Here is a 12,298-nt window from a genome sequence, read left to right as displayed (position 1 = left end):
GATTAAAATAGCAAAAATGAAAGAAAAAATGATTATTTAAAAAATGAAAAAATTGATAAATTGATTGTTTTTGTATTTTTATTATATAAAAAAATACAAAATAAAAGCAACTTATGTTGCTCAAATTTTATTATTGATTATTATTTTTTAAATCTTTTAATTGTGGGAATAATAAAATTTCTCTAATAGAATCATTTTCTGTAAGTAACATTATTAATCTATCAATTCCTATACCACAACCGCCAGCTGGAGGCATACCATATTCTAATGCATTAACAAAATCTCAATCAATTTCGTTTGCTTCTTCATTACCACTTTCACGTTCATTTAATTGATTTTCAAAACGTTCAAGTTGGTCAATAGGATCTGAAAGTTCAGTAAACATATTTGCAAATTCTTTTGTACCAATAAAAAGTTCTGCTCTCAAGGTAAATCTAGAGTCATTGGGGTCTTTATAAGCTAAAGGACTAATTTCAATAGGATGTCCATAAACAAATGTTGGTTGGATTAAGGTTTCTTCAATATATTTTTCAAATAATTCATTAATTACATGACCTAATTTAAAATATTTTTCGCATTTAATACCATGTTTTTTTGCTAGTTGTAATGCTTCTTCATCTGACATTTTTCTTAAATTAATATTTAATTTTTCGTTAAGAGCATCTATAATATTAAGTTTTGCAAATGGATATTTAAAATTAATTTCATAACCATTAAATTTAACTTTATTAATATTTAATTTTTTAGTTAGATATTCAAATAGTTTTTCTGTTCTATCCATCATTCCTCATAAATCAGAATAAGCTTCGTAAAACTCTATAGAAGTGAATTCTGGATTGTGAGTTGTATCTACACCTTCATTTCGAAAAATTCTACCTATTTCATATACTCTTTCAAAACCACCTACTAATAATTTTTTAAGAGGTAATTCTGTTGCTACTCTTAAATAAAAATTTTGCCCTAATGCATTGTAGTAAGTAATAAAAGGTTTAGCAGCTGCTCCTCCTAAAATTGGTTGAAGTACAGGGGTATCTACTTCTAAATAATCAAGATTATCAAAATAGTCTCTAATTCCTTTAATAATTTTTGTTCTTAAAATAAATGTCTTTTTAACATTTTCATTAACTATGGTGTCAACATAACGATGACGATATCTTTCTTCACGATCTACTAACCCATGATATTTATCAGGTAGAGGAATTAAAGATTTTGTTAATAAGTTTAACTTATCTACTTTTATCATTAAAGCATTAGTATGTGTTTTAGAAATAACACCATTAGCACTAACAATATCCCCTAGGTCTAATTGTTTTAAAATTTCTAATGATTTATCATCTAATGTTTTTTTATCAACATAAAGTTGGATATTATCATTTTTGTCTAGAATAACTAAAAAAGGACCTCTTTGTGTTATTACTCTACCATTTAAAATAACAGAAATGTTTTTTTTCTCTAATTCTTCACGAGTTAAAGAATCATATTTATTTTTGATTTCTTCTGCTGAAGTGGTAGGTTTAATTGCTAAAGCAAAAGGATTAATATTTTTTTCTTTTAAAGAAACTATTTTTGCTCTTCTAATTTCTTCTTGTTCACTCAATTTTCTTTCCATATTTTTTATTCCTTAAATTAATAAAACTTCTTAATATTATATTATTAGGAAATTAATATTAATGTTTATTTATGATATTTAATATTATTTTTAATACTAAAACCTCGATATATTTGTTCAACTAACATAACTCTAAAAAGTTGGTGAGGAAAGGTCATATCTGAAAAACTTATTTTGTTGTTAAAATATGTTTCATCAAGGCCATTACTACCACCAATTACAAAAGTAATATTATCTTCATTTAAAAAATTAGAAAAATCCAAACTATCCATTTTTTTACCGTGCAAAGATAAATAATAAACTTTGGAATTTTTTGGAATTTTTTTTAAAATGAGTTTTGTTTCTTTTAGTTTTTTTGTTTCTATATTTTCGTCATTAGATTCTTTAATCTCAGTTAATAAAACTTGTGAAAAAAAATTAATTTTCTTTACGTAATTATCATACAAATTTTTATAATCTTTTGACAACGAGCCAACAGCAATTATATTTAATTTCATTAGTTATTTCCTATTGTTTAAATAAAACATCAACATTTCAATATCAGCAGGATTAATACCAGAAATTCTTGCAGCTTGTCCAATTGTTGTGGGTCTAATTTTACTTAATTTTTGTTTTGCTTCAGTTGCTAAATTTGCAACTTTATCATAATCAATATTTGTAGGTAATTTTAATGCTTCTAATCTTAACATTTTTTGAGCTGATGATTCTTGTTTTTTTAAATATCCAAATAATCTAACTTGGATAGTAACTTCATCAATGTAAGGAAAATTATTTCCTAAAATGTCAATCGGATTAACTTCTGGATTTGCTAGTAATTTCAATTTTGAAATTCCGTTTTCCACATGGTATTTTTTAGCTATTTCACTATTTGAAGAAACATATTCATTTTTTAAATTTTCAATAGTCTCATCAATAAGCTGATATTTTTCATTAACTTTATTATATTGTTCTTTAGAAATCATTTTGTTTTGATAGGCGTAAGATGACAATCTTTTATCAACATTATCATTTCTTAATAGTAAACGATATTCAGCACGACTAGTTAACATACGATAGGGTTCGTTTGTTCCTTTAGTTACGATATCGTCAATTAAAACAGCTATATAGGCATCATTTCTTTTTATATCAATACTTGGTAAATTTTCTAATTTATTAGCAGCATTTATTCCGGCAATAAGTCCTTGTGCTGCAGCTTCTTCATAACCACTTGTTCCATTCGGTTGACCAGCTGAAAAAAAATTGGTTAATATTTTTGATTCAAGTGATTTATATAAATTTAAAGGATTGATAGCATCATATTCAATTGCATAACCATATTTTTGAACTTTTGCATTTTCAAGTCCGGGAATAGATGCAATCATTTGATCTTGAACATCTTCAGGCATTGAAGTTGAAAGACCATTAATATACATAATATCTCCTTTAGAAGTTTCTGGTTCAAAAAATATATGGTGTGTTTCTTTTTCTTGAAAACGCACAATTTTATCTTCAACACTAGGACAATATCTCGGTCCTATTCCTTTAATAATTCCAGAGTATAAAGAACTACGATCAAGATTTTTTAAAATGATTTCTTTTGTTTTGGGAGTAGTATGAGTTAAATAACAACAAGTTTGTTCATCTAATCTAATATTACTATGTGAAGAAAAACACAATTCATTTTTGTCAATAACTTCTTTTTCAACTTTAGAAAAATCAATACTATCAGTATAAATTCGGCATGGAGTTCCTGTTTTTAGTCTAATAATCTCAAAGTTATATTTAGATAAATTTTTTGATAAAGTTGAACTAGTTTTTTCTCCGTCTGGTCCATCGTATTTAATATTTTCTCCACGCAAAATTCGTGAATTCATATATACACCAGTAGTCATAATAGTAACTTTTGAAAAGATATTTCCATGTTCTTTTGTTACAACGCCTAAACAGGTTTTATTTTCTACAATTAAGTCAGTTACTTCATCTTCAATTAAAGTAATATTTTTTTGTTTTTTGATGTCTTCTAAAATAATTTTGCAATATTTCTCTTTATCAATTTGGGCTCGTAAAGATCACACAGCTGGACCTTTAGAAGTATTTAACATTTTAATTTGAATCATTGCTTGATCAGCAAAAAAACCTTGGACACCTCCAAGTGCATCAATTTCTCTAGTAATTATTCCTTTTGCCGATCCACCGATAGAAGGATTACAAGGTAGCATCGCTAATCTATTAACATTTAAAGTAATTAAAGCCACATTAAAAGCACGCTTAGCAAGAGCATAAGCTGCTTCTATTCCAGCGTGACCACCGCCAATAACAATGGCATCATAAGTGTTTTTCATTTTAATCTTTAATATCTTTGAGAATTTTTTCTATTCTTTGAGCATTAGGTTCAACTGTATCGATTATAAATTCTAATTCTGGCAATTTTTTATAATCTCAACTTTTAGCTACAACCGAACGAATAAATGGGGTCATTTTGACAATTTTGTCAAAATATCTAGCTTTATCTTTAAAAAATGTTACATAAACTTTGGCATGTGAACCATCTATGGTTAAAATTACGTCATTAATTGCAATATTTGTAACATCAAAATCTTGTAATTGATAAAAACTATCTCCAATTAATTTAAGTAATAAACTGGTTTTTCTTTCATGATTAATCGCGTTCATCTTCTTTTAATACATCCTCATAAAATTTTAATATATCATCTACTTCTATTTTATCAAAGTCTTTTATATGAGTACCAAAATCATGGCCTTTTTCAACAACTTTTACGTCATTTTTACCAATCTTTAAAGAACTTATAATTCCTTCAAAAATTAGTTTATTTTTTCTTCAAACTTCTACTTTTGAAAATTCTTTTACTTGACCATTTGTCATCATACATCCAGCAATGGTTCCTACTTTTGAGTAAAAGAATAATTGAATAACATTTGCTTCACCAATAAGCTTACTTTCATAAACAGGTTCTTTAAGAGTTTTAACAAGAGCAGTCAATTCTTCAATTATTTTATAAATAATATTATGTTTAATAATTTTAATATGTTTTTGTTCAGCAATACTTTTAACTTCATTTAACACATTTGAAACATTAAAAGCATAAATTCTTGCATTAGATGCTTCTGCTAAAATGACATCAGCTTTATTAATTTCACCTGCAGTTGCTCTAATTACATTAACTCTAGCTTCATCATTTTTAATTTTTAAAACGCTATTTTTAATTGCTTCTGCTGTTCCTTGAACATCTGTTTTAATAATAATATTGATATTTTTTATGCCATCAATAGAAGAGTAAGTATTTTTTTCATTTAACTCTTTTTGTTTATCTAAATATGATTTTTCTGTTGCTATTTTTTTGGCATATTTTTCATCACTAATAACAATAAATTTTTCCCCAGAAAGTGGTGGTTTATTTAAACCCGTTATCACACATGGCATACCTGGTAAAGCTTTTTTAATAGAAACTCCTTCAATAGTTTCCAAACTTCTTATATTGCCGTATTGTCCACCAGCAATAATAAAGTCTCTAGGTAAAAGGGTTCCATTTTGTACAATAACTGTAGCAACAACTCCCCTTCCTTTATCAATTCGTGATTCAATAATCGTACCAATTGGTTCTCTATTTAAATTTACTTTTAGATCTAACATATCCGCTTGTAAAAATATCGCTTCTAACAATTGGTCAATATTTTTATTAGTTAGTGCTGAACCATAAACAAATTGAACATCACCACCTCACTCTTCACAGACAATATCTATTTCACTTAATTGACTTTTAATTTTTTCTAAATCAATACTTGGCTTGTCAATTTTATTAACAAAAACAATGATTGGAACATTTGCTGCTTTTGCATGGTCAATTGCTTCAATTGTCTGGGGTTTAACTCCATCATCAGCGGCTACAACAATAACTACAATATCAGTGATTTTTGCTCCACGAGAACGCATTTCAGTAAATGCTTCATGTCCAGGAGTATCTAAAAAAGTAATTTTTCTGTTTGAATAAGTTATTTGATAAGCACCTGTATGCTGGGTAATGCCACCAAATTCCGTCTTTAACACATTGCTTTTTCTAATTTGATCAATTAATGTAGTTTTACCATGATCAACATGTCCCATAATTGTGACAATGGGAGGTCTAACAACTAAATCAGCGGGATCATCTATTATTTCTAATTTGTCAAGTAAATTATTAGCGTTAACAATATCTTCTTTTTTGAAATCTAAATTATATTCAAAACAAAGTTCAGCAATTTCCTCTTCACTAAGTGAAGTGTTAATATTTTTAATTATTCCTTTCTTGAAATATAAAGTAAGTAAATCAGCGGCATTTTTATTAATTTTATTTGCAAATTCAGATATAGTTAAAGGACCATGAAAAATAAAAATACCATTTTTTAATTTAGTTTCATTAATTTCCAATTGCTTCTTAATATTTTCAACATTTGTTAATCTTTTGGAATCTTTTTTAGCCATGTTAACACCTCATTTCATAAATATTCATAAATACTAGGACTAATATTTTGCTTGAAAGCTTTATTTAAAAGTCGCTTTTTAAAAACCATTTCTAAATCTTCTTGATTTTTTAAACAATATGCACCTCTCCCTAATTTTACTCCGTCAGGGTCAAAAATTATGCTTCCTTCTTTGTCTTTAGCAAATCTAACTAATAAATTAATAGGATAAACATTATTATCAGAAATTGATTTTCTAAAATATTTTTTATCAATCTTCATTATCAAGATCACTTAAATCAATATCGTCTAAACCAAAACTCAAATCTTTATCTTCTTTAAAGTCTTTCATTTTAGTTTTGGTTATCTTTGCATAATCTTCTTCTGTAGTAAGTTGTTTTGAATATGGATCATTATCAACAATTTCATCATTAGATGCTTCACTATCTAGTTCTTCTTTAACTTTAGCTAATGTTGCTTCTATATCTAAATCATTGTCAACTTCATTTCCTAAAATTTGTTTTTCAAATATTTCAGAATTTTGAATTTGTGATCTAAGTTCAGCAATATCACTTTCAAATTCTGTCATATCAATTCTTCCTTCATTAAATGAAGCAAAAGAAGAATTTTTTTGTTTTTTCTTGAAATTTGAATGAAGTCTTTTGCCTTGATTTAATTCTTCTATTTGATTAAGGGTAATATTACCATTCTTAATGTCATAGTTTATTTCTTGCTCATCAGCTTCTTTTTGACTAATTATGTCTAGTCTAACTTTTGCAATTTCTGAAGCTAGTGTTACATTTTGGCCTTTTTTACCAATTGCTAGTGTATGTTGCATTGTTGGAACAACTACAATAAAAGCTTGATTTTTAGCAGTTGTTTTTGCCGGGTTTTCAATTACATCAATAACTTTTGAAGGACTAAGTGCATTTATAATTAAATGTTTTAAATCATCACTATATTGAATAACATCAATTTTTTCGCCATTTAATTGACGAGAAACATTTAAAATTCTTTCAGAATTATGTCCAATTATTGCTCCTAATTCCTCAATTCCAACTGGTGCATTATCTGATTTTTTAATCAAAATTTTTGCTCTTTCACCAGGAATTCTAGCAATTGAAACAACTTCAATAATTCCACTTTCTAATTCAGGAATTTCTTTTTTTAATAATTTATCAAGTAATTTACCTTCAACATTAGATACAATAACTTGAGCATTTTTATTGTCTTCTAAAACATTATCAATGTAAACATCAATTGAAGAACCAGGATTTAAATTAAAAGTTATTTTACGATTATTAGCCATTGGAGGCATAAAAGCAGGAGTACCGTCTTCTAATTCCAAAATCATACTCTTACCTAAAATAGTAGAAACTCTAGCTTTAACAACTTGACCAATTTTTGCAGAATAATAGTTATAAATAGATTTTTTTTCAAGTTCCTTACTAAATTGATTAAATAGTTGTGAAATTTTAATATAGTCTTTTTTAGAAAATTCTTCAAAGTTAACAACTTCTTCTAATTCATCATCAACTTGTGCAGTTACTTTTATTTTTTTGGCAATACTTAATGGAATTTCAATGCAACGGCTTAAGTTATCTTTTTCTTCATCGCTTTCTGGATCTTCTACTACTCTTTTGTTTTTATTAATAACAATAAATTCATTTTTACTTTCATCAACAACAAATTCAAGTTCAGCATCTTTATCATAAGTATCAACTATAACTTTTGTAACTGCATCTTTAAATAGTTGAATGACTTCATTTTTATCAAGCATTCAAGTATTTGAATTATTTCTTAAATTTACTAAATTATTAATTGCAGTAAAAATTTCTTTTCCTCTTTTTTTCTCATTTTCATTATTTGACATTTTTCTCTCCTCTTTTTCTTAACTTTACATAAAAAGGTCGGCAACATGCCAACCTTCTTTTCATATATAAATAAAAACAAGTACTTTTATTATACTATAAAATAACTTTAAAAGTTAATTCCATATTAATTTGCCTTGAATACGGTCTCTTTCTTTATCTATTTCAAGTATTTTAACAGTTACATTTTGTCCAATACTTAAAACATCTGATGGATGCTTAATAAAATCATCAGGATTTTTTTTCATATTTCTAATATGTATTAAAACGCTTTGCTTTAATCCTATAAAAATAAAAGCTCCAAAATCAGTAATATTTAAAACTTGTCCAGTTATTTCTTGACCGACATTTATATCGTCAATCGTTAAGACTTTATCAGATAAAATAAACCCATTTTTTTCATCTCTAATATCCTTACCAGGCGCTATTAAAGAATCTATTATTAATTGCAAGTCATATTCATTAATATTTAAATTATTTTTTATTTCTTCTTTATTAATATTTTGTAATATTTCTTTATTAATATTTTGTAAATTTAATCCTAAATAACTAACTAACTTATCTGCTATTTCATAACTTTCAGGATGAATATTTGTTTTGTCATAAAAATTATTAGAATCATGAATCCTTAAAAATCCTACTGATTGTTCATAAGCCTTAGGCCCCAATCCTTTTACATTTTTTAATTCCTCACGGTTTTTAAAATTTCCATTTTCATTACGATAATCAACAATGTGTTTAGCAATTGTATTAGAAAGACCAGAAATGTATGAAAGTATTACTTCAGTTGCTGTATTTAAATCAACACCAACCATATTAACAACTTTATTGACTTTAAACGCTAAATGGTCTGATAATTCTTTTTGATTAACGTCATGTTGATATTGACCAATTCCAATTGATTTTGGGTCAATTTTAATTAGTTCATTTAATGGATCTTGAAATCTTCTCCCAATATTAATAGCGCTTCTTTCCTCTACTGATAAATTAGGAAATTCATTTTGTGCTAATTTAGAAGCCGAATAAACAGATGCTCCTATTTCACTAACAACTGCGAATTTAATCTGTTCAGAAGGATTTTTTTGATTTCTGTCTTTTATAATTTCGGCAATAAATGTTTCAGTTTCACGGCTTGCTGTTCCATTACCAATAACAATCAAATCTATATGATATTTATCAATTAAATTATTAACAATATTTTTAGCAATATCTTTTTTATTTTGAGGAGGATTGGGAAAAATTATACTTTTTTCTAAAAAATCACCATTTTTAGCTAATATCGCAATTTTGCATCCATTAACAAAAGCGGGGTCAATTGCTAAAATCATTTTATTTTTAATTGCAGGCGCAAGAAGCATTTGTTCTAAATTCTCTGCAAAAATTTTTATTGCTTCAGTTTGTGCTCTATCAAATAAATCATTCTTAATTTCTCTAATAATTGAAGGCATTAAAAGTCGGTCAAGACTATCCTTTATACAATCCAAAATAATATGAGCTGTTCTTTTATTTTTGAAATATTTTTGATTCAAATCAAAGATGATTTTTTTCTCATTATAAGTTATGTCATAAGATAAAATTTTCTTATTTTCGCCACGTGAAATGGCCAAAATTCTATGATTAGGAATTTTATTAACTTTATCTTGATAATCATAATATTGTTTAAATATTTCTTTATCATCCTCAGCATTTTTCTTTAATTTAGTTATAATGAATCCATAATTTATAAGTTGATTTTTAATATATTCTCTTGTTTCAATATCTTGGGAAATTATTTGCGAAATAATGTACTTTGTTTGTTCAATAACTTCTTCTTCAGTTTTTAATTTATCATTAAAATATTTTCTAGCTTCACTATATAAATTAAAATTGATATCATCATTTTGCATAATTAAAATAGCTAATGGTTCAAGTCCCATTGCAATTGCTTCGCTAGCTTTGGTTTTTTTACCAATTTTAAAAGGTTCATAGATATTTTCTACTTCTTGTTTAGTAGTGGCTAAATTAATTTTTGCTTTTATTTCATCAGTTAACAGTCCTTTTTCTTCTAAAATTTCTAAAACATATTCTTTTCTTTTTAATAATTCAACATCATAAAGATAGAATGCATTAATATTTGAAATTTGCTCTTCATTAAGTCCGCCTGTAACATCTTTTCTATAACGAGAAATAAAGGGTATTGTCGAATCTTCTGCTAATAATTTTAAAGTTGCTTCTACTGATTTTTCAGATAAATTAAGTTTTTTAGCAACGTTTTGAATAGAAATATTCATTTTTACTCCTTGCCTATAATTTGTATATAATTATAATTTAATATATAAAAAGCATTTTAAAGGAGATAAAAAAAATGGAAAATAATGGTAATGAAGAAATAAAAATGATGGCTACAAATAATGTTTCACCAAAAAGTAGATTAGTATTAACAATATTATCAGGATTATTGGGACAATTAGGTGTTGATAGATTTTATAGTGGTAGATGAGGTTTAGGATTACTAAAGTTGTTTACATTTGGTGGTTTTGGTATTTGAGCATTAATTGATTTTGTCTTAGCAGTTTGCGGTGTACAAAAAGATGAAAAAAATCTATTAATTTCCGATTGACAAACAAACAATTTTTAAAATAATTAAATATTTGCTTTCTTTAAGTAAAATATTAATTATAGGAAGGAATAGAAAATGTCAACAAAAAGTAGATTAGTATTAACCTTGTTATCATTCTTTTTAGGAACACTAGGTATCGATAGATTTTATAGTGGTAGATGAGGTTTAGGATTAATAAAATTATTTACAGGTGGTGGTTTTGGTATTTGAGCATTAGTTGATTTCATCTTAGCAGTTTGCGGACTTCAAAAAGATGCTAACAAACTACCAATTACTAAATGATAAAATAAAAATCTCGATACTTCTCGAGATTTTTATTTTTCAAATTTCGCTTTTATTTTACAAAGCATTAGAATTTGAATCAGCTTGATTTGGTAATTCGGGATTTGTTGGATTTGTTTTTATATTTTCAGAATTATTACTTAACTTATTTAAATGATTTTTTCACAAAATAGCACCAACAATAGAAACTATTGGAGTAGTAAAAATTCCTATTAATATTAAAATAAATGGAATTTTGTAATTTAATTTTGAAGCAGCAATGGTTGCAATAATAGAAACAACAAATAATGCTATTGAAATACCTAAAATTACTAATGCAAAAATTAAAAATCCTGTGCTAATATTTAAAATTTGTGATGGATCTAATCTAGGGGTTAATCTACCATAATTTGCTATAGTAACAAATCAAACAATAAATAATATTGGTGCAAAAATAATTTGAATAATAGATAGCACTAATAAAGCTGTTGATAATTTTTTATCCTTTTCATAAATATCCATATGAGACTCCTTTTTATCTAAAATTATAATATTTATAATAAAAATTATATAAATGTATTTTTGAAATCTTCCGTAGCATCAACTAATGCTTCAGAAATAGCAATTTCTTTTGAAGAATGTCCTGCTATTATAAATTTTAATGAGCAATTTTTTAAAGATTTGCTTAACAAATATGCACCTTCTGGTCTACAATCCATATCATAACGCCCATGAATAATAATTGTTTTAATGTTTTCTATTTTTTTAATATTGTTTAAAATGAAATTATCATCATCTAAAAAAATGTGATTAACAAAATAATGATTTTCTAATTTCGCTAATTCTAAATTAGCCTTCCTGTCTTCTAAAATCGTATCAAAATCTAACATAGGATACAATGTTATTAATCCCAATTCTCATTTTGTTCAATGATATGCAGCTTTTTCTGCTATTACTTTATTTTTTGAATTTAAATATTTATGATATGCCTTAATTAAATCTTTGCGTTCATTTTCAGGAATAAAATTGCTAAATTCTTCATAAGCTTCAGGAAAATAAAATGATGCTCCTCTTTGGTATAAATAATAATCGTCTTCTTTTCTCCCTAAAAAGACTCCCCTTAAAATAAGACCATTAACTCTATTAGGAAAATTAATAGCATAAAGTAAGCTTAAGCAAGAACCTCAAGAACCACCAAATAAAATTCATTTATCTATGTTTAGTGTTTTTCTTATCATTTCAATATCATTAATTAAATCTTGGGTAGTATTTTCTTTTATTTCAGAACTTGGAGTACTTTTACCACAACCTCTTTGATCAAACACAATAATTCGATAAAAATTAGGATCAAAATATTGTCTTGCAGAAGGTGTTGTACCGCCACCAGGTCCACCATGAACATATAAAATAGGAACTCCATTAGGATTTCCTGATTCTTCATAATAAATAGTATGTAAACCACTAACTTTTAAATAACCCACCTTATTAGGTTCAACTAAATCATATAATTTCATATATTTC

General features: G+C 26.2%; 12 protein-coding genes. 2 read left to right on the top strand and 10 right to left on the bottom strand.

Going from position 1 to position 12,298, the window contains the following annotated elements; all coding sequences use genetic code 4:
* Positions 1 to 130: 130 nt before the first annotated feature.
* The 8 genes from lysS to ACLFP3_RS01170 all read right to left on the bottom strand — a co-directional run bounded on the left by lysS (position 131) and on the right by ACLFP3_RS01170 (position 10,187).
* The gene (gene lysS / locus ACLFP3_RS01205; RefSeq protein WP_412031781.1) at positions 131 to 1,609 is read right to left on the bottom strand and encodes a lysine--tRNA ligase; all 1,479 of its coding nucleotides are present in this window, start codon (positions 1,607 to 1,609) and stop codon (positions 131 to 133) included.
* Between the two features lie 65 nt (positions 1,610 to 1,674).
* Positions 1,675 to 2,106 carry a 23S rRNA (pseudouridine(1915)-N(3))-methyltransferase RlmH gene (locus tag ACLFP3_RS01200; RefSeq protein WP_412031780.1) on the bottom strand — a complete coding sequence of 144 codons (432 nt, stop codon included), beginning with the start codon at positions 2,104 to 2,106 and terminating at the stop codon, positions 1,675 to 1,677.
* 3 nt (positions 2,107 to 2,109) lie between these two features.
* The gene (mnmG, locus tag ACLFP3_RS01195) at positions 2,110 to 3,930 is read right to left on the bottom strand and encodes a tRNA uridine-5-carboxymethylaminomethyl(34) synthesis enzyme MnmG (protein ID WP_412031779.1); all 1,821 of its coding nucleotides are present in this window, start codon (positions 3,928 to 3,930) and stop codon (positions 2,110 to 2,112) included.
* A gap of 1 nt (position 3,931) precedes the next feature.
* Positions 3,932 to 4,261, bottom strand: a complete 330-nt coding sequence (locus ACLFP3_RS01190) for a ribosome-binding factor A (protein WP_412031778.1) — start codon at positions 4,259 to 4,261, stop codon at positions 3,932 to 3,934.
* Positions 4,248 to 6,068, bottom strand: a complete 1,821-nt coding sequence (gene infB / locus ACLFP3_RS01185) for a translation initiation factor IF-2 (RefSeq protein WP_412031777.1) — start codon at positions 6,066 to 6,068, stop codon at positions 4,248 to 4,250. Before infB ends, ACLFP3_RS01190 begins: the two co-directional genes overlap by 14 nt.
* A complete protein-coding gene (locus ACLFP3_RS01180) occupies positions 6,041 to 6,328 on the bottom strand; it encodes a YlxR family protein (protein ID WP_412031776.1) in 288 nt (95 codons plus the stop codon). Before ACLFP3_RS01180 ends, infB begins: the two co-directional genes overlap by 28 nt.
* Positions 6,315 to 7,919 carry a transcription termination factor NusA gene (gene nusA, locus ACLFP3_RS01175; protein ID WP_412031775.1) on the bottom strand — a complete coding sequence of 535 codons (1,605 nt, stop codon included), beginning with the start codon at positions 7,917 to 7,919 and terminating at the stop codon, positions 6,315 to 6,317. Before nusA ends, ACLFP3_RS01180 begins: the two co-directional genes overlap by 14 nt.
* Before the next feature lie 114 nt (positions 7,920 to 8,033).
* A complete protein-coding gene (locus tag ACLFP3_RS01170) occupies positions 8,034 to 10,187 on the bottom strand; it encodes a helix-hairpin-helix domain-containing protein (RefSeq protein WP_412031774.1) in 2,154 nt (717 codons plus the stop codon).
* A 74-nt stretch (positions 10,188 to 10,261) separates the two neighbouring features.
* Here ACLFP3_RS01170 and ACLFP3_RS01165 point away from each other — a divergent pair, with 74 nt between their 5' ends.
* Together ACLFP3_RS01165 and ACLFP3_RS01160 are read left to right on the top strand one after the other, a co-directional pair.
* Positions 10,262 to 10,534: a TM2 domain-containing protein gene (locus tag ACLFP3_RS01165; protein ID WP_412031773.1), complete on the top strand. Its 273-nt coding sequence runs from the start codon at positions 10,262 to 10,264 to the stop codon at positions 10,532 to 10,534.
* A 57-nt stretch (positions 10,535 to 10,591) separates the two neighbouring features.
* Entirely contained in the window at positions 10,592 to 10,801 is a 210-nt protein-coding gene (locus ACLFP3_RS01160; protein WP_412031772.1) for a TM2 domain-containing protein, read from the top strand.
* A 54-nt stretch (positions 10,802 to 10,855) separates the two neighbouring features.
* Here ACLFP3_RS01160 and ACLFP3_RS01155 read toward each other — a convergent pair whose 3' ends face one another.
* Entirely contained in the window at positions 10,856 to 11,299 is a 444-nt protein-coding gene (locus ACLFP3_RS01155) for a hypothetical protein (RefSeq protein ID WP_412031771.1), read from the bottom strand.
* 44 nt (positions 11,300 to 11,343) lie between these two features.
* Entirely contained in the window at positions 11,344 to 12,291 is a 948-nt protein-coding gene (gene pip, locus ACLFP3_RS01150) for a prolyl aminopeptidase (RefSeq protein WP_412031770.1), read from the bottom strand.
* Positions 12,292 to 12,298 lie beyond the last annotated feature (7 nt).

The organism is Metamycoplasma buccale (genome assembly GCF_046774455.1).
GTDB classification, from domain to species: domain Bacteria; phylum Bacillota_I; class Bacilli_A; order Mycoplasmatales; family Metamycoplasmataceae; genus Metamycoplasma; species Metamycoplasma buccale.
This window is presented reverse-complemented; position numbering and strand designations above follow the sequence as displayed.